Origin of the sequence: Nonomuraea sp. NPDC048826 (genome assembly GCF_043198225.1) — a bacterium.
Lineage (GTDB): Bacteria > Actinomycetota > Actinomycetes > Streptosporangiales > Streptosporangiaceae > Nonomuraea.
The window spans coordinates 333,796-350,590 of sequence record NZ_JBICUQ010000009.1; the positions used below are offsets into that span (position 1 = coordinate 333,796).

Consider the following 16,795-nt stretch of genomic DNA (forward strand, 5'->3'; position numbering starts at 1 on the left):
TCGGGTGAGCCGTACACAGAACTCCGAGGACCTGTTCGCCCGCGCCAGCGCCGTCGTGCCGGGAGGGGTGAACTCGCCGGTCCGCGCGTTCGGCGCGGTCGGCGGCACACCGCGCTTCATGGTCTCCGGCCAGGGTCCCTACATCACCGACGCCGACGGCAACCGCTACGTCGACCTGGTGTGCTCGTGGGGCCCGATGATCCTCGGACACCGGCATCCCGCGGTCGTGGAGGCGGTGGCCGACGCCGCCGCGCACGGCTTCTCGTACGGCACCGCGACCCCTGGAGAGGTGGAGCTCGCCGAGGAGATCGTGCGCCGGGTGACGCCGGTGGAGAAGGTGCGGCTGGTCAGCTCCGGCACCGAGGCGACGATGAGCGCGGTGCGGCTGGCCCGCGGGTTCACCGGCCGGTCGAAGGTGATCAAGTTCTCCGGGTGCTACCACGGCCACGTCGACGCCCTGCTGGCCTCGGCCGGGTCCGGGGTGGCGACCTTCGGGCTGCCCGACACGCCCGGCGTGACCGGCGCCTCGGCCGCCGACACGATCGTGCTGCCGTACAACGCGATCGACCTGGTCGAGCAGGCCTTCGAGGCGGCGGAGATCGCCTGCGTCATCACCGAGGCGTGCCCGGCCAACATGGGCATCGTGCCGCCGCTCGACGGCTTCAACGCCCGTCTGCGCGAGCTGTGCACCCGCCACGGGGCGCTGCTCGTCATCGACGAGGTGCTGACGGGCTTCCGCGTCTCGCCCTCCGGCTGGTACGGGCTCGACCCGGTCGACGCCGACCTGATGACGTTCGGCAAGGTCATGGGCGGCGGGCTGCCGGCCGCGGCCTTCGGCGGGCGCGCCGACGTCATGGCTCACCTGGCTCCCGAGGGCCCCGTCTACCAGGCGGGCACCCTGTCGGGCAACCCGCTGGCCTGCGCCGCCGGCCTGGCCACCCTGCGCGCGCTCGACGACGCCGCCTACGCCAAGGTCGACGCCGCCGCCGACGCCGTCGCCCAGGCCGCCACCTCGGCGCTCACCGCCGCCGGGGTGCCGCACCGGCTGCAGACGGCGGGCAGCCTGTTCTCCATCTTCTTCACCGACCGGCCGGTGACGGGCTTCGCCGACGCCCAGACGCAGAACGTCGCCGCCTACAAGGCGTTCTTCCACGCGATGCTGGACCAGGGGGTCTATCTTCCGCCGTCGGCGTACGAGGCGTGGTTCCTGTCGGCCGCGCACGGCGACGACGCGCTGGCCCGCGTCGCGGACGCCCTCCCCACCGCCGCCAAGGCCGCCGCCGCAGTCCTCTGACCCAAGAGCCCCCGCCGGGCTCGGGTCACTGGTTCGCCGGGGTGGGCTCCGGGGCCGGGTGGGGTGGAGTGGGCTCGGGGCGGGGGCGAGGCCGGGTGCCGGCGTACAGGACGCCGGTGACGATGAGGACGGCCGCGATGACGCGGAGCCAGGTGAAGGGCTCGCCGGTGAAGAGGGCGGCGGTGCTCATGCCGAAGACCGGCACCAGGAGCGTGTAAGGGGCGACTGTGGAGGCGTCGTAGCGGCGCAGGAGGAAGCCCCAGACGCCGAAGCCGCCGAGGGTCGAGACGAAGGCCACGTACAGGAGGGACAGCCAGCCTTCCAGCGGGGCGGTCGTCAGGGCCGGCACGCCCTCCAGCCAGAGCGACAGGAGCAGCAGCGGCGGGGACGACAGGGCGCTGACCCAGACCATGAAGCGCAGCGCGTCAGGCGGGGCGGCCTTGCGCTGGGCGACGTTGCCGAGGCCCCAGGCAGCGGCGGCGGCGACGCAGAGGGCGAAGGCGCCGATGGGGCCGGATCCGCCGAAGTCGAGCGCGACGAGGGCCAGGCCGCCGAAGGCGACGGCCAGGCCCGTCACGCGGCGCGCGGTGAGGCGCTCGCGGAGCAGCGTCACCGCGAAGAGGATCGTGAACAGCACCTGCATCTGCAGGACCAGCGAGGTCAGCCCGGCGGGCATGCCGGCCCGCATGCCCACCAGCAGCAGGCCGAACTGGCCCGCGCCGAGGGTGGCGGCGACGGCGGCGATCCACCGCCAGGGCACCGCCGGACGTCCGACGAGGAGCAGGGCGGGGAAGGCCGCCAGCGCGAACCGCAGACCGGCGTACAGGAGGGGCGGGAAGTGTTCCAGCCCCACCTGCATGACGACGAAGTTGACGCCCCAGACGAAGGCCAGCCCGATGGCGAGCGCCAGGTGGACGGGGCGGAGGGTGTTCACGGCGACCGTGCCGGGCGCGGGGGCGCTCAGGCGGCCTTGCGGGTACGGGTGCGCAGCTCGCGAGCTTGCTCGGCGAGGGTCTTCAGGTACGGGGTGGACTGGGACGGGAGCTTCTTCTGCTTAAGGATTCTCATGCAACTATTTTCCAACGCTTCAGAATGAAGGACAAGCGAGACTTTCTTGGGTCAACGCTTTAGACTCGCTTACATGTTGGATCTGAACCGGCTCAAGGCCCTCCACGCGGTGCACGTGTACGGCTCCGTCGGAGCCGCGGCCGACGCGCTGATGGTGACCCCGTCGGCGGTGTCGCAGCAGATCGCCAAACTGGAGCGGGAGACCGGCGCCCGGCTGGTCGAGCGCAACGGGCGCGGGGTGCGGCTGACCGACGCCGCCGGCCTGCTCGCCGAGCACGCCGAACGCATCCTCGCCCTGGTCCAGACAGCCGAGGCCGACTTCGAGGCGCTGCGCGGCGAGGTCGTCGGCCGGCTCAACGTGGGCGCGTTCCCGACCGCCGCCCGCGGCCTGATGCCGAGGGCGCTCGCCGAGCTCGGGCGCCGCCACCCCGACCTGTCGGTGCAGATGTACGAGCGCGAGCCCGAACGGGTGATCCGCGAGGTCGCCAGGGGAGAGCTCGACCTGGTGATCGTGCAGGACTGGCTCAACCGGCCGATGCCCATCCCCGACGGCCTGTCCAGGAAGACCCTGCTCGACGACATCGCCGACGTGGCGCTCCCCGCCGCCCACCCGCTGGCCGCGAGCAAGGAGGTCGAGCTGTCCGCGCTCTGCGGCGAGCGGTGGATCAGCTCGTCGCCCGGCACGATCTGCCACGACTGGCTGGTGTTCACGCTGCGCAGCGCCGAGCTGGAGCCGGAGATCATGGCCATGGCCGACGAGTACCCGACCCAGCTCGCGCTGGTCGCCGCCGGGCTCGGCTGCGCGATCGTGCCGCGCCTGGGCCGCGACCCGGTGCCCGAGGGCGTCCGGCTGGTCCCGCTGCTGCCCCGGCAGACCCGCCGCATCTACGCGCTCTGGCGCAGCGACGCGGCCCGCCGCCCCGCCATCCGGGCCACGGTCGAGGCTCTCGTACGGGTGAGCAGCGGCGAGGAGAACGGCTGGGCGGTCAGCTGAGCGCGATGGCCACCACGCCGCCGACGATCACGCCCGCGGCCAGCAGCCGGTGGCGCAGCCCGTCCTCGGCCAGCAGCCGCCCGCCCAGCACCACCGCGATCAGCACGCTGATCTCGCGCGCCGGCGCGACCAGGCTCATCGGCGCCCTGGTGAACGCCACCAGCACCAGCAGGTAGGACACGAAGACCAGCACCGCGGCCGCCACGATCGTGCGCCGGTGCGCCCGCCAGGCGGCCGCGGCCAGCGCCCGACGCCGCCCGCGCAGCACGAACGGGGCCAGCACGATCGTGCGCCCCACCTCGCCCAGATAGTTCAGCAGGAGCGGCGCCACCGCGAAGGCGCTCACCACCCGCGAGTCCCAGACCGTGTAGGTGGCGATGAACACCCCGGTGGCCAGCCCGAACGCCAGCCCTTTCAGGCCGGACCCGCCGATGCCCCCGCTCATCAGGAGCACCCCGGCGCCCACCAGGACGATCCCGGCGATCCCCACCGCCGTCGGCCGCTCGCCCAGGAACACCACCGCCACCAGGCTCGCCAGCATGGGCCCGGTGCCGCGCGCCACCGGGTAGACCAGCGACAGGTCGCCGCTGCCGTACCCGCGCTGCAGCAGCACGAAGTAGCCCAGGTGGATCGCGGTGCTGACGCCGATCACCGCCAGGCCCGTCCAGTCGAGCCGGGGGCGCGCCACCACCAGGAACCCCACGAACAACGGGCTCCAGACCACCGCGCCCGCCGCCGCCACCAGCCAGACGAACACCAGGCTGTCGACGTGGGCCGCCTTCTTGCTCAGGAGGTTCCACGACGCGTGCGCCACGGCCGCGACCAGGACGAGCCCCAGCGCCAACGGGTCCAATCGGGCAACTCCCTCCGGAGGCCCCGACTCTACTCCCGGCCGATCGGCTCTGGCGATCAGGTGCCGTCGAGCGGATAAGCTGAGGCCACCATGGCTGAAACCACCGTCGTTCATCTGCTGCGCCACGGTGAGGTGCACAACCCCGGCGGCATCCTCTACGGCAGGCTGCCGGGCTATCACCTGTCCGAGACGGGCGAGCTGATGGCCAAGACCGTCGCCAAGGCCGTGTCGGGCCGCGACATCGTGGCCGTCTACAGCTCGCCGCTGGAGCGCGCCCGCGAGACGGCGGCGCCCGTCGCGGCCGCCCACGAGCTCGAGGTGCGCATCGACGAGCGGCTGCTGGAGGCCGGCAACCTGCTCGAAGGCCGGGCCGTCGGGCAGGGGCTGCAGATCCTGCGCAGCCCGCGCAACTACCGCTACTTCTGGAACCCGATGCGCCCCTCCTGGGGCGAGCCCTATCCGGTGATCGTCGCGCGCATGCGGGCGGCCATCGACGACGCCAGGGAGGCCGCGCGCGGCCACGAGGTCGTCATGGTCAGCCACCAGCTGCCCATCTGGGCGGTCCGGATGGCCGCGGAGGGCCGCCGCAGGCTCTGGCACGACCCCCGGCGCAGGCAGTGCGGCCTGGCGAGCCTGACCACGTTCACGTTCGAGGGCGACCGGCTCGTCAGCGTCGGCTACAGCGAGCCCGCCGGCTCGCTGGAGCGGGGCCCCAGCGTCCCGGGCGCCTGACCACGCGGGTAGAGTGGCGGCTCTACCGGTTGTAGTACAAGGAGATCTTCCTCCCGTGCGCGCGAAGTCCATCTCCCTGCTCCTTCTCGCCGCTCTCGTGACAGGGTGCGCCGGCAGCCAGAGCGGGCAGCCGCAGGCGGGCGACACGCGATTCGTCGCGGGCGACGGAACGATGCAGGTGTTCGAGGCCGCGGAGCGCAAGCCCGCGCCCGCGATCGAGGGCCCGACCCTCGACGGCGGCACCGCGTCGCTGGCCGCGCACAAGGGCAAGGTCGTCGTGCTCAACTTCTGGGCCTCCTGGTGCGCGCCCTGCCGGGCCGAGGCGCCCGTGCTCAAGGAAGTCGCCGCCGAGACCAAGGCCGGCGGCGTGGAGTTCATCGGCGTCGACTTCAAGGACCGCAAGGCCGACGCGCTGGCCTTCGAACGCACCGAGGGCACCGGCTACCCGAGCATCTACGACCAGCCGGGCAAGGTCGCGCTGGCCTTCCAGGGCACGGTCCCGCCCGCGGCCATCCCGTCCACGCTCATCATCGACAAGCAGGGCAGGATCGCCGCGCGGGCGCTCGGCGCGGTCCGCTACACCGACCTGAAGAACGCCGTGACCAAGGTGCGCGATGAATGACATCGTGGCCTCCGGTTCCCTGCTGCTGGCCGTGCCGATCGCGGTGCTGGCGGGGCTGGTGTCCTTCCTGTCGCCGTGCGTGCTGCCGCTGGTCCCCGGCTATCTCTCGTACGTGACGGGCATGAGCGACGACCCCAAGCGGGGGCGGCTGGTGCTCGGCACCACGCTCTTCGTGGCCGGGTTCGCGGCCGTGTTCGTGCTCAGCGGCGCGCTGTTCGGGCAGCTCGGACAGGCCCTGTTGGTCAACGCCGACGTCATCACGCGGGTGCTCGGCGTGCTGACGATCCTGCTCGGGCTGGCGTTCCTGGGCGCGTTCCCGTGGCTGATGCGCGACGTGCGGATCCACAAGGCGCCCGCCGCGGGGCTGGCCGGGGCGCCGCTGCTCGGCGTGGTGTTCGGGCTCGGCTGGACGCCGTGCATCGGGCCCACCCTGGCCGTGGTCCTCACGCTCGGGCTCAACGAGGGCAGCGCCTCGCGCGGCGCGCTGCTGGCCGTCGCCTACGCGCTGGGGCTCGGGCTGCCGTTCGTCGTCGCCGCCCTGGCCTACAGCAAGGCGCTGCGCACCTTCCGCGCCATCCGCAAGCATTCCCGGCTGATCACCAGGATCGGCGGCGGCATGATGGTCGCCGTCGGCCTGGCCCTGGTGACCGGCCTGTGGGGAGAGATGATCGCCACCATGCAAGGGCTGATCGGCAGCTTCAGGCCGGTGATCTGATGACGGTCTCCGAGCTGGAGCAGGAGCGCGAGCCCCGGCAGCAGGGGCTCGGTCCTGCGGGCTGGCTGCGGTGGGGGTGGCGCACGCTCACCTCGATGAAGACGGCGCTCATCCTGCTGTTCCTGTTCGCGCTGGCCAGCATCCCCGGCTCGCTGCTCCCGCAGCGCGGCGTCGAGCCCGACAAGGTCGCGCTGATCTACCAGAACGAACCCGGCCTGGCCGAGTGGTACGACCGGTTCCAGCTCTTCGACGTCTTCAGCTCGACCTGGTTCGCGGCCATCTACCTGCTGCTGTTCACCTCGCTGATCGGCTGTATCATCCCGCGCACCGCCACCTACCTGCGCGAGCTGCGCCGCAAGCCGCCGGCCGCGCCGCGCAACCTGTCCCGGCTGCCGCACCACGCCGCCTTCGACGGCGACCTGACCGTCGAGGAGGCCGCCAGGCGGCTGCGCAAGCTGCGCTTCCGCGTACGCGCCGGCGACGGCTGGGTGGCGGCCGAGAAGGGCTACCTGCGCGAGACCGGCAACCTGCTCTTCCACATCGCGCTGCTCGGCCTGCTGGTGGCCGTCGGCATCGGCTCGGTGTACGGCTACCGCGGCAACGTGCTCGTGGTGGAGGGCGACGGGTTCGCCAACACCGTCGCCGCCTACGACCGCTATCTGCCGGGGCCACAGGTCAACGCCGAGTCGCTGGAGCCGTTCTCGTTCGAGCTGAGCGACTTCCAGGCCACCTACCAGGTCGGCGGCGACAACTCGGGCCAGGAGCTCGACTACTCCGCCCATCTCAAGGTCACCGACGCGCCCGGCGCGCCCGTCCGCGACTACGAGCTGAAGGTCAACGAGCCGCTCCAGATCAACGGCACCCAGACCTACCTCATCGGCCACGGCTACGCCCCGATCTTCCGGGTCACCGACGGCAAGGGGCAGGTCGCCTTCGAGGGTCCCGTGCCCTGCCTCATCGAGGACAAGCCCACGCTGACCTCCGGCTGCGTGGTCAAGGTGCCCGACGCCCAGCCGTCGCAGCTCGGGTTCCTGCTGCGGTTCCTGCCGACCAGCCAGCCGCTCCAGGGCGGCGGCCACGTCTCGTCCTTCCCCGGCGCCGTGGTCCCCGAGGTGCAGGTCCTCGGTGCCTTCAGCGGCGACCTGGGGCTGCGCTCGGGCCGGCCGCAGTCGGTGTACGAGCTCGCGCCGCCCGAGATCATGGACAAGCTGCACCCTCTGGTGATGGGCGAGGCCGCGGGCGCCCCGCTGGCCGTGGGCAAGTCGCTGGAGCTGCCCGGCGGGGCGGGCAAGCTGGAGTTCACCGGGGTCAAGGAGTGGATCACGCTCCAGATCGCCTACGACCCCGGCCGGCTCCCGGCTCTGCTGTCGGCGGCCACGGCCACCATCGCCATCGTGTTCTCGCTCATCATCCGCCGGCGACGGGTCTGGGTGCGGGTCAAGGACGGCACGGCCGAGGTGGGCGGGCTCACCCGGACCGAGGGCTCCGCGGCGGGGTTCGCCGAGGAGTTCGACGACATCGTGAAGCAACTGGCAGGAGACAAGGATGTCCGCTGAGTCATTGGCAGAGCTGAGCGACCTGTTCGTGGTCGCCGCCGTCCTGCTCTATCTGGTCGCCATGATCGGGTTCGCCGTCGAGCTCGCGTTCGGCAAGGCCCGCCGCGACATCCGCAAGGCTCGGACCGGCGCCCGCGTCCCGGTGGGCGCCGGCGCGCCCGCCGACCTGGCGGTGGGCGACGACTCCGAGACGCTCGCGAACGGGCTCGACGCGGAAGGCCGCGACGGTGTGGCCGAGGATTCGGCCGAAGGGCCCGAGCCGCCCGCCTGGGCCCGCACCGCGGGCACGATCGGCCTGGGGCTCGCCTGGCTCGGCTGGGCCGCCAACCTGGCCGCCATCATCACCCGCGGCCTGGCGGTGGACCGGTGGCCGTGGGGCAACATGTACGAGTTCGTGGTGGCGATCTGCTTCGCCGCCGTGACCGCGTTCCTGATCGCCCACGTCCGGCAGAACGTCCGCTTCCTCGGCGCCTTCGTGATGGTCTCGGCCGCGCTGGGGCTCGGGCTGGCGGTGATCAAGTTCTACACGGCCGCGGGGCCGGTGGTGCCGGCGCTCAACTCCTACTGGATCGCCATCCACGTCACGGCCGCGATCCTGGCCAGCGGCATGTTCGTGCTGGCCGGCGCCTCGGGTGCGCTCTATCTGCTCCGCGGCGACGGGCTGTCGCGGCTGCCGGCCAAGGCCGACCTGGAGAAGGTGGCCCACAAGGCCATCGTGGTGGCGTTCCCGCTGTGGACGTTCGCCGTCATCGCGGGCGCGCTCTGGGCCGACCAGGCGTGGGGCCGCTACTGGGGCTGGGACCCCAAGGAGGTCTGGTCGTTCATCACCTGGATCGCCTACGCGGCCTACCTGCACGCCCGCGTCACGGCGGGCTGGCGCGGGAAGCGGGCGACGATCGTCCAGCTCGTCGCCCTCGGGTGCCTGATGTTCAACCTGTTCGGGGTCAACATCTTCATGTCCGGCCTCCACAGCTACGCCGACATCTGACGGACCCGCTCCCCGCGACCTGAGGCTGACCGGGCCTGATGGACGTGCTCCCCGTGCGTGTGCGCGGGGAGCACGTGTGTGTAGGGGTGCGGCCCTTGGACCGGTCCCGATCCCGGGCATGAAGAAACCCAGGGCGCCTGGGGGGTGGTGGCGGGCGGCCCCGGGTGGTGGAAAAGTTGGGTAAAGAAAGAGCTGGAGGGGTTTCGGGCGGAGTTTCAGGCGTCCGATTCGCCGCGCATGCGGCGCTCCAGTTCCTTGAGGAAGTCAGGGTCGTCGTCCGGGCCCTTGGGCGCCGCACCGCCGCCGGTGATGATCGGATCCGCCGTGACGACCGCCTTGGGACGGCCGCGCATCATCCAGAAAACGCCGCCGACGATGGGGACTGCGGTGACAATGATCAACCAGACGGCTTTGGGGGATTGCCGGACCTCTTCCTCGGGGGTCGTGATGACGTCGAACAACGAGAACAGCCAGAAGGCCAGAAGAGCCAGGCCGATTAGAACACCTGCCATGCCCGAACTGTAAGCCATCTCCAGACCGATCGTGCCACCTTGTGCCCCATTCCAGGTGACTAAGGAAGATCTGCGTCGTACCGTGGAACCCGATTCTCACCGGCCGGCGAGAGGTGCGATGGCCATTTCCAGTGACAGGGGACGCCATCGGCGGGGCCGATGGTGGCGGCGGGGCTCCTATCTCTTCTCGCGGCGTACCGACGCTCCTCCCGAGGCCGAGAGGTCGTTCTGGGCCGACCGCCGCAGGCGCAGGTCCCGAGACGCGGACGCCGGGGCGCGCGGGACGGCCGACACCGGCCGCGGTCCCGAGGAGACGAGCCGGTTCCGACGCCCGGAGAAGGACCGTGACAAGGTGCGCGACAAGGCTCGTGAGACGGCTCGTGACAAGGCTCGTGACAAGGCTCGTGAGAAGGACAGGCCGCGGCGCTGGGAAGGGCGCGAGCGGCTGTCGGCGGCGGTCGTCGAGGAGCCGAGGTACACCTGGCACGACTTCGAGCTCCCTGACGCCTTACCCCGGGCGCAGCCCAACCGCCCCGATCTGCCGCCGATGGGCGACGGGCTGCGCCACTGCGGCAAGCTGGAACGCATCCTGCACCGCCAGTGGGACGTCCGTCATGGCCCGCCGCCCCCCGAGGCGGTGCGGGCCGTGGAGAGCCTGGCCAGGCTGCCCGACCGGCTCAAGGAGAAGCTGGCCGCCGGTCTGGAGGGCATCTACGTCGGCCCCGGCGGTGTCCCCGACCTGGACGACATGGGCTACCTGCGCGGCGCGCCGCTGCCCTCGGGCCGCGCCTCCTGGGACATCTGCGCCGGCGCGTACGGTGAGCGCAAGATCGTGGTGGGCGACCGGCCGTCGCCCACGCCCGACGTGATGATGCACGAGGTGGGGCACGCCATCGACGACATCGACTCGGCGTTCGGCGAGTGGGTGTCGGACTCGCCGGCCTTCGTGGCGCTGTTCGAGCGGGTGGAGCCGCTGCTGGTGTCCTCGTTCCACCGGCAGGGCGGCGGCCTGGGCCGCAAGGAGTTCTTCGCCGACGCCTTCGCCGCGATCGCCGCCCGTCAGCGTCCGGCCCTGGTCGACATGCTCGGCGGCAACACGCGGATGGCGCTCGACGTCATGCTGTTCTTCAACAGGCGCTACGGAATCTAGGTGGTAGGCCATGTACGTCATCCGGCTCACTGACGGCACCCTGAGGGTGCCGCGGAGCCTGGCCAGTGAGGACGGGCGCCTGATCGGCAACGCCTACGTAGAGGTCGGGCCGGACGACCCCGACTACAGCCGGTGGCTGTCCGAGTCGGTGACCGAGGAGGAGGCGGCCGAGCGCCGGCGCCGCTGGGCGGAGGAGAACGACGCGCTGGAGCGGGAGTTCCTGGCCTACAAAGCCGACCAGTTCGCGGCGGACCAGGACGAGGTGTGAGCCCGGAGGTGGGGAGAGAGGGCAGGAGGGCTCGTCGGAGCACCACGGGGCGGTGACGTGGCGGCCTGGCAGGCGCCAGCCACGATCGGCGGTTGGCGCCTTTCACCGTGCTCGCCGCGGGTTGGACCAGTGAGCACGCGGACCGACATCCCGTCTCGGTGATCCTGGCTCGCAGGATCACCGACCAGACGGCACGTCAGACGCGCGGGGACTCACCTGCCGGCCTGTCGGCCGTTAGAACGTCCTCGCCTCGGAGAAGGGCGTGCACTTCCGACTCGCGGAAGCGCCGGTGCCCTCCGGGGGTGCGGATACTGCTGATGCGGCCTGCCGCAGCCCAGCGCGTAACCGTCTTTGGGTCTACCCGGAAGAGGGCGGCAACCTCTCCAGGGGTCAGCAGACGCTCGCTGCTACTCTCCACCAATCTCTCCCCCTCGCATCCCGCTTCCTGCCAGCGGGCGGACAGGTAACCAGTGTGTCGAGCGAAGCCTGATTTATCCGTGGTTTTCTGCAAAGATCACGGGTTGTTATCAGCTGACTGCCCGATTGTTATATGATAGAGCCTCTTTGGGGCTCTCGTGGGTGTTTCTTTACGAAACACCCTAACTGGGAACAGTAGCAGCGCTCGCGCCCGATGCGAAGAGCGAGCGGTGCCGGCGGCCGAGTAATCTCGACCTCGTGCATCCCGTTCTCGTTTACACCGCGTCGCGGATCGGCCTGTTCGTCATTGCCCTCGGCGTGTTGTGGCTGACCGGGCTCCAGCACCCCCTGTTCTTGATCGGGGGTGCGTTCGTGGTCAGCGGATTCGCCAGCTTCGTCTTGCTGTCCAAGCAACGTGACGCGGTGAGCGCCCGTCTCAGTGACAGGCTGGACCGTCCCAAGCCGCAGGACGACTAGGGCAGAGGGAACATGCCAATCCGGGCATGGTACTCCCGCCCGAGTCTCGTTGTGTCGCTACCGACAAGTAGTCCTCGGCTGTGTGCGAAAAACGCCTTCACGCCGATGCCCCGCTCCCGGCCCGGATTCCAACTGAGGGCCATTCCCGTACGGGGATGAATGGCCGCGATGCCCTCGCGCGGCACCGCCCCAGGGCCCGCCGAGTCGCGGCCCCGCGGATTGTTCAGCCAGCGCTGGTGGCCGCCGACGTACACGGCCGCGCCGGTGACCGAGACCGAGTAGAGCGAGTCGCCCCCGGTCTTGTTGACCCAGGTGGGCTTGACGTTCTCGCCCCGCGCGCCCATCTCGAACCGGGCCGCGCTGTCGCACATGCCGCGGCGCGGGCCGCCGGTGGTCACCACCACGAAGTAGCGGCCGTCCGGTGAGATGTCCAGGCCGCGCACGTACGACGGGAACACGTCCATGCACGGGTCCGCGTACACGCCGGTGCGCCAGGGCGCGACCGCGGCGACGGGGCGGCTCACGTCCACCACGCCGAGCTGCGGGCGCGAGTGCCCGTCGAGGGTGGTGAAGCTGCCGTCGACCACGAGCCGGCTGCCGGACACGGCCAGCGCGTGCACCTTGACCTTCCGGGTGAGCGGCTTGCCTGGGACGACGCGGAAGCCGTCGTCGGCCGCGCCGGTGGTGGCGTCCAGCCTGGCCAGGGCGGTGCGCGGCCGGGTGAAGTCGCCGCCCGCGTACAGGTGGGAGCCGCTGCGGGCGAGCGTGGTGACCGCGCCGCCGAACACCTGCGGGGAGAACGAGCGCACCGGCCGGCCGTCGGCCAGCGCGAGCCGGGTCAGGGCGCGGGCGGGGGAGGAGCCGACCACGGTGAAGTCGCCGCCGACGTAGACGGTGCCGTCGGAGCCGGGCGCCAGGCTGTGGACCGTTCCGCCGATGTCGGGCGCGAAGCGGGTCAGCACGCGGCCGGTCTTCAGGTCGTAGGCGAACAGGTTGGCGCGCTCGAACCGCACGGTCCTGGACGCGTCGGCGACCTGGCTGAAGGAGCCGCCGACGACGACGGTGCCGCCGACCACGGTGATGGCGTTGACGATGCCGTCGAGGACGTGCGGGGTGGTGTCGAGGGGGTCGGCCGAGACCACGCCGGGATGCGCGGTGGGGGCCGCTGCGATGATCGCCGCCAGGGCGACTCGGGCAAGCATTCGCCCATTCTTAGCAGACGGAAAGTAGCGACGTGGCTACTTTCCGTCAATTGTCTGGTTGGCCGTAGGCTTGCAGTCATGACGCGCGCTCAGCTTGACAAGAAGCCGGACGAGGTCGCCGCGATGTTCGACCGCACGGCCCGGCGTTACGACCTGGTCAACGACCTGATCTCCCTCGGGCAGGTGCGGCTGTGGCGTAAGGCCGTGGCCCGCGCCGTCGACGCCGGCCCCGGCGAGCTCGTGCTCGACCTCGGCGCCGGCACCGGCACGTCGACCGAGACCTTCACCGCGCTGGGCGCGCGGGCGATCGCCTCCGACTTCTCGCTCGGCATGCTCCAGGTGGGGGTGCGCCGGCGCGGCGGCAACGCGCTGACGGGCGCGGGCATCCCGTTCGTCGCGGGCGACGCGCTGCGGCTCCCGTTCGCGGACGACGTGTTCGACGTGGTGACGATCTCGGTGGCGCTGCGCAACGTTCATGACACCGGGCAGGCGCTGCGCGAGATGCTCCGGGTGACCAGGCCCGGCGGGCGGCTGGTGATCATGGAGTTCTCCCACGTCACGGTGCCCGTGCTGGACCTGGGCTATCGCGAATATGTGATGCGGATGCTGCCGAAGGTGGCCCGGCTCTTCGGCTCCAACGACGACTCCTATGAGTATCTCGCGGAGTCGATCAGGGACTGGCCCGACCAGCGGACCCTGGCGCGTACGATTCAAGATGCCGGCTGGCAGCGCGTCGCTTGGCGCAACCTGGCCTGCGGCATCGTGGCCATGCACCGGGGCTTCAAACCGCCCGTCTCGAAAGTGTGAGCACGGGCGTGATCTACTGGGGCATGAAGGCCCCCCGGCTGCCACTTTGTCCTGGAAAAGGGTTAGACTGACGGGCCGGAAAGTTTGTGAAGAGGTTCACAAAGGACCACCTCGGAAAACACCCCGTTTGTAGGACAGGACCAGGCCCGTGACCGTGCCCGCAGCCCGCAAGGCTGACGCCGACGTCATCGTCGTCGGCGCCGGTCCCGCCGGTTCCGCGACCGCCTTCTATCTCGCGCGCGCCGGGCTCGACGTGCTGGTGCTGGAGAAGACCCGGTTCCCGAGGGAGAAGGTCTGCGGCGACGGCCTGACCCCGCGCGCCGTCAAGCAGCTCCTCAACATGGGCGTCGACGTCGACGGCCCCGGCTGGGTCCGCAACAAGGGCCTGCGCGTGGTCGGCGGCGGCCTGCGGTTCGAGCTCGACTGGCCCAAGCTGGAGCGCTTCCCCGACTTCGGGCTCGTCCGCACCCGCAAGGACTTCGACGAGATCGTCGCCGCCCACGCGGTGAAGGCCGGCGCGCGCCTGATGGAGGGCGTCACCGTCACCGGCCCGGTGCTCGACGACCGCAGCGGCCACGTCGTCGGCGTGACCACCAAGGACGGCGCCACCCACCGCGCCCGCCTGGTGGTGGCCGCCGACGGCAACAGCACCCGCCTGGCCCTCGGCATGGGGCTCCACAAGCGCGAGGACCGCCCGATGGGCGTGGCGGTGCGCACCTACTTCGAGAGCCCCCGCCACGACGACGACTACCTCGAGACCTGGCTGGAGCTGTGGGACGAGGAGACGCTGCTGCCCGGCTACGGCTGGGTGTTCGGCGTCGGCGACGGCACCGCCAACGTCGGGCTCGGCCTGCTCAACACGAGCTCCCACTTCGGCAACATCGACTACCGCGACCTGCTCAAGCGGTGGTGCCGGTCGATGCCCGCCGAGTGGGGCTTCACCGAGGAAAACATGCGGGCCCCGATCCGCGGCGCCGCGCTGCCCATGGCCTTCAACCGGCAGCCTCTCTACACCCGCGGTCTCGTCCTGGTCGGCGACTCCGGCGGCTCGATCAACCCGTTCAACGGCGAGGGCATCGCCTACGCGATGGAGACCGGCGAGATAGCCGCCGAGGTCATCGCCAGGGCGCTCGCCCCCCGCACCACCCCCGCGCAGCGCGAACGCCTGCTGCGCGACTATCCGCGCCTGCTGAAGGACGCCTACGGCGGCTACTTCACCTTGGGCAGGTTGTTCGTCGAGGCGATCGGGAAGCCGGGTGTGATGAGCTTCGGCACCAGGCACGGACTTCCCCACCCCAGGCTGATGCGCTTCGCGCTCAAACTCCTTGGTAATCTCACCGACCGGCGAGGCGATGCGTCAGACAAGATCATCAACGCACTCTCGAAGGTCGCGCCACGAGCATGATTCCCACACTCACCCGGCAAATCCATAGATCTCGCCACGCGCCGGTGCGCGCGGCGGCGCAAGAGGAGGCGTAGCGATGGACCTTTACGTGCCCATCCTGGTGCTCGCCGTTCTCGCGGGGGGCTTCGCGATCTTCTCGGTCGCCATCGCCCCCTTCACCGGTCCCAAGCGCTGGAACCGCGCCAAGCTCGACGCGTACGAATGCGGGATCGAGCCGACGCCCCAGCCGGTCGGTGGCGGACGGTTCCCGCTGAAATACATGGTCACGGCGATGCTCTTCATCGTCTTCGACATCGAGATCATCTTCCTCTATCCGTGGGCGGTCTCCTTCGCGCCGCTCACCAACGACGCCGGACAGGTGATCGCCTCCGGGCTGGGCGTGTTCGCGCTCGTGGAGATGCTGCTGTTCATCGTCACCGTCCTGGTCGCCTACGCGTACGTATGGCGCCGCAAGGGTCTGGAGTGGGACTGACATGGGACTCGAAGAGAAACTCCCCAGCGGATTCATCCTCAGCACGGTCGAGCAGGCCGCCGGCTGGGCCCGCAAGAACTCGGTGTGGCCGGCCACGTTCGGTCTCGCCTGTTGCGCCATCGAGCTGATGGCCACCGGCGCCTCCCACTACGACCTCGCGCGCTTCGGCATGGAGCGCGCTTCGGCGTCTCCCCGGCAGGCCGACCTGATGATCGTCGCCGGCCGGGTGTCGCAGAAGATGGCGCCGGTGCTGCGCCAGATCTACGACCAGATGGCCGAGCCCAAGTGGGTCATCGCGATGGGCGTGTGCGCCTCCAGCGGCGGCATGTTCAACAACTACGCGATCGTCCAGGGCGTCGACCACGTCGTGCCGGTCGACATCTACCTGCCCGGCTGCCCGCCGCGGCCGGAGATGCTCATCGACGCGATCGTCAAGCTGCACGACAAGATCCAGAACATGAAGTTCGGCGCGCACCGCGCCAAGCAGATCGAGGAGCTCGAACTGCGGGCGCTGCGTACGCTGCCGCTGATCGACCAGGGGGCGGCCAAGTGACCTCGCCCGACAACCTTCCCGAGGTCCCCGACGCGAAGGTGCCCGAAGAGGCACAGGCGCCGCAGCCGATCGAGGCTCCGGTCGTCCGGCGCGGCATGTTCGGGACGCACGACTCCGGCGACACCTCCGGCTTCGGCGGGCTGGTCGTCCGCCGCCAGCCGCAGCTGTCCACGCCGCGACCGTACGGCGGCTACTTCGACGAGATCGTCGACGCCCTCGACATGGACGACGCCATCGAGCGCGTGGTCGTCGACCGCGGCGAGCTGACCCTGCACGTCAAGCGGGAGCGGCTGGTCGAGGTCTGCCAGAAGCTCCGCGACGACCCGGCGCTCCGCTTCGAGCTGTCGCTCGGCGTCTCCGGCGTGCACTACCCGCAGCTGGAGGGGGAGGAGCTGCACTCGCTCATCCACCTGTGCTCGCTGACCCACAACCGCCGGGTGCGTCTTGAGACGAGCTGCCCCGACGCCGACCCGCACATCCCGTCGACGGTGGGCGTCTATCCGACCAACGACTGGCACGAGCGCGAGGCGTACGACTTCTTCGGCATCGTCTACGACGGTCACCCCGCGCTGACCCGGATCATGATGCCCGACGACTGGGACGGCCACCCGCAGCGCAAGGACTACCCGCTGGGCGGCATCCCGGTCGAATACCGCGGCGCGACGATCCCCTCGCCGGATCACAGGAGGTCATACGCGTGAGCGAGTTCA

At 70.8% G+C, this 16,795-nt stretch carries 20 protein-coding genes; 15 read left to right on the forward strand and 5 right to left on the reverse strand.

Features of this window, described 5'->3' with window-relative positions; translation table 11 throughout:
- Positions 1-4 precede the first annotated feature (4 nt).
- The gene (gene hemL, locus ACGFI7_RS32200) at positions 5-1,294 is read left to right on the forward strand and encodes a glutamate-1-semialdehyde 2,1-aminomutase (RefSeq protein WP_393411173.1); all 1,290 of its coding nucleotides are present in this window, start codon (positions 5-7) and stop codon (positions 1,292-1,294) included.
- 25 nt (positions 1,295-1,319) lie between these two features.
- Here the strand turns inward: hemL and ACGFI7_RS32205 are convergent, their stop codons facing one another.
- A complete protein-coding gene (locus ACGFI7_RS32205; RefSeq protein WP_393411175.1) occupies positions 1,320-2,228 on the reverse strand; it encodes an EamA family transporter in 909 nt (302 codons plus the stop codon).
- 207 nt (positions 2,229-2,435) lie between these two features.
- On the opposite strand from ACGFI7_RS32205, the gene ACGFI7_RS32210 reads away from it, so the two are divergent.
- Positions 2,436-3,356, forward strand: a complete 921-nt coding sequence (locus ACGFI7_RS32210) for a LysR substrate-binding domain-containing protein (protein WP_393411177.1) — start codon at positions 2,436-2,438, stop codon at positions 3,354-3,356.
- Here ACGFI7_RS32210 and ACGFI7_RS32215 read toward each other — a convergent pair.
- Complete coding sequence (locus tag ACGFI7_RS32215; protein ID WP_393411179.1) at positions 3,349-4,209, reverse strand: EamA family transporter; 861 nt, start codon at positions 4,207-4,209, stop codon at positions 3,349-3,351. The two genes, ACGFI7_RS32210 and ACGFI7_RS32215, sit on opposite strands and share 8 nt — an antisense overlap.
- A 90-nt stretch (positions 4,210-4,299) precedes the next feature.
- Here ACGFI7_RS32215 and ACGFI7_RS32220 point away from each other — a divergent pair, with 90 nt between their 5' ends.
- The 5 genes from ACGFI7_RS32220 to ccsB are packed head-to-tail and all read left to right on the forward strand — an operon-like array spanning position 4,300 to position 8,822.
- Positions 4,300-4,941 carry a histidine phosphatase family protein gene (locus ACGFI7_RS32220; RefSeq protein WP_393411181.1) on the forward strand — a complete coding sequence of 214 codons (642 nt, stop codon included), beginning with the start codon at positions 4,300-4,302 and terminating at the stop codon, positions 4,939-4,941.
- A gap of 55 nt (positions 4,942-4,996) precedes the next feature.
- A complete protein-coding gene (locus tag ACGFI7_RS32225; RefSeq protein WP_393411183.1) occupies positions 4,997-5,563 on the forward strand; it encodes a TlpA family protein disulfide reductase in 567 nt (188 codons plus the stop codon).
- Positions 5,556-6,278, forward strand: a complete 723-nt coding sequence (locus tag ACGFI7_RS32230; protein ID WP_393411185.1) for a cytochrome c biogenesis CcdA family protein — start codon at positions 5,556-5,558, stop codon at positions 6,276-6,278. The genes ACGFI7_RS32225 and ACGFI7_RS32230 overlap by 8 nt, the downstream gene beginning before the upstream one ends.
- On the forward strand, positions 6,278-7,834 hold the full coding sequence (locus tag ACGFI7_RS32235) for a cytochrome c biogenesis protein ResB (RefSeq protein WP_393411187.1): 1,557 nt from the start codon (positions 6,278-6,280) through the stop codon (positions 7,832-7,834). The genes ACGFI7_RS32230 and ACGFI7_RS32235 overlap by 1 nt, the downstream gene beginning before the upstream one ends.
- Positions 7,824-8,822 (forward strand): c-type cytochrome biogenesis protein CcsB, encoded by a 999-nt coding sequence (gene ccsB / locus ACGFI7_RS32240; RefSeq protein WP_393411189.1) that lies wholly within the window; start codon positions 7,824-7,826, stop codon positions 8,820-8,822. The genes ACGFI7_RS32235 and ccsB overlap by 11 nt, the downstream gene beginning before the upstream one ends.
- 215 nt (positions 8,823-9,037) lie before the next feature.
- Here the strand turns inward: ccsB and ACGFI7_RS32245 are convergent, their stop codons facing one another.
- Complete coding sequence (locus ACGFI7_RS32245; RefSeq protein WP_393411191.1) at positions 9,038-9,352, reverse strand: PLD nuclease N-terminal domain-containing protein; 315 nt, start codon at positions 9,350-9,352, stop codon at positions 9,038-9,040.
- Positions 9,353-9,452: 100 nt separating this feature from the next.
- Here ACGFI7_RS32245 and ACGFI7_RS32250 point away from each other — a divergent pair, with 100 nt between their 5' ends.
- Both ACGFI7_RS32250 and ACGFI7_RS32255 read left to right on the forward strand, forming a co-directional pair.
- A complete protein-coding gene (locus tag ACGFI7_RS32250) occupies positions 9,453-10,484 on the forward strand; it encodes a hypothetical protein (RefSeq protein ID WP_393411193.1) in 1,032 nt (343 codons plus the stop codon).
- A 10-nt stretch (positions 10,485-10,494) separates the two neighbouring features.
- Complete coding sequence (locus tag ACGFI7_RS32255; protein ID WP_393411195.1) at positions 10,495-10,752, forward strand: hypothetical protein; 258 nt, start codon at positions 10,495-10,497, stop codon at positions 10,750-10,752.
- A gap of 196 nt (positions 10,753-10,948) precedes the next feature.
- Here the strand turns inward: ACGFI7_RS32255 and ACGFI7_RS32260 are convergent, their stop codons facing one another.
- Positions 10,949-11,170, reverse strand: coding sequence for a BldC family transcriptional regulator (locus tag ACGFI7_RS32260; RefSeq protein WP_026214226.1), 222 nt, complete (start codon positions 11,168-11,170; stop codon positions 10,949-10,951).
- A 257-nt stretch (positions 11,171-11,427) separates the two neighbouring features.
- Between ACGFI7_RS32260 and ACGFI7_RS32265 the strand changes: the two genes are divergently transcribed.
- On the forward strand, positions 11,428-11,646 hold the full coding sequence (locus ACGFI7_RS32265) for a DUF4229 domain-containing protein (protein ID WP_393411197.1): 219 nt from the start codon (positions 11,428-11,430) through the stop codon (positions 11,644-11,646).
- On the opposite strand, the gene ACGFI7_RS32270 is transcribed toward ACGFI7_RS32265, so the two are convergent.
- Positions 11,643-12,848 carry a hypothetical protein gene (locus ACGFI7_RS32270; RefSeq protein WP_393411199.1) on the reverse strand — a complete coding sequence of 402 codons (1,206 nt, stop codon included), beginning with the start codon at positions 12,846-12,848 and terminating at the stop codon, positions 11,643-11,645. The genes ACGFI7_RS32265 and ACGFI7_RS32270 overlap by 4 nt on opposite strands.
- Positions 12,849-12,926: 78 nt before the next feature.
- Here ACGFI7_RS32270 and ACGFI7_RS32275 point away from each other — a divergent pair, with 78 nt between their 5' ends.
- From ACGFI7_RS32275 to ACGFI7_RS32295, 5 genes are all read left to right on the forward strand, one after another.
- Entirely contained in the window at positions 12,927-13,655 is a 729-nt protein-coding gene (locus tag ACGFI7_RS32275; protein ID WP_393411201.1) for a demethylmenaquinone methyltransferase, read from the forward strand.
- 148 nt (positions 13,656-13,803) lie between these two features.
- Entirely contained in the window at positions 13,804-15,060 is a 1,257-nt protein-coding gene (locus ACGFI7_RS32280; protein WP_393411203.1) for a geranylgeranyl reductase family protein, read from the forward strand.
- 76 nt (positions 15,061-15,136) lie between these two features.
- Positions 15,137-15,532, forward strand: a complete 396-nt coding sequence (locus tag ACGFI7_RS32285) for an NADH-quinone oxidoreductase subunit A (protein WP_148036370.1) — start codon at positions 15,137-15,139, stop codon at positions 15,530-15,532.
- 1 nt (position 15,533) lies between these two features.
- Positions 15,534-16,085, forward strand: coding sequence for a NuoB/complex I 20 kDa subunit family protein (locus tag ACGFI7_RS32290; RefSeq protein ID WP_393411205.1), 552 nt, complete (start codon positions 15,534-15,536; stop codon positions 16,083-16,085).
- A complete protein-coding gene (locus ACGFI7_RS32295; protein WP_393411207.1) occupies positions 16,082-16,786 on the forward strand; it encodes an NADH-quinone oxidoreductase subunit C in 705 nt (234 codons plus the stop codon). Before ACGFI7_RS32290 ends, ACGFI7_RS32295 begins: the two co-directional genes overlap by 4 nt.
- Positions 16,787-16,795: the final 9 nt, after the last annotated feature.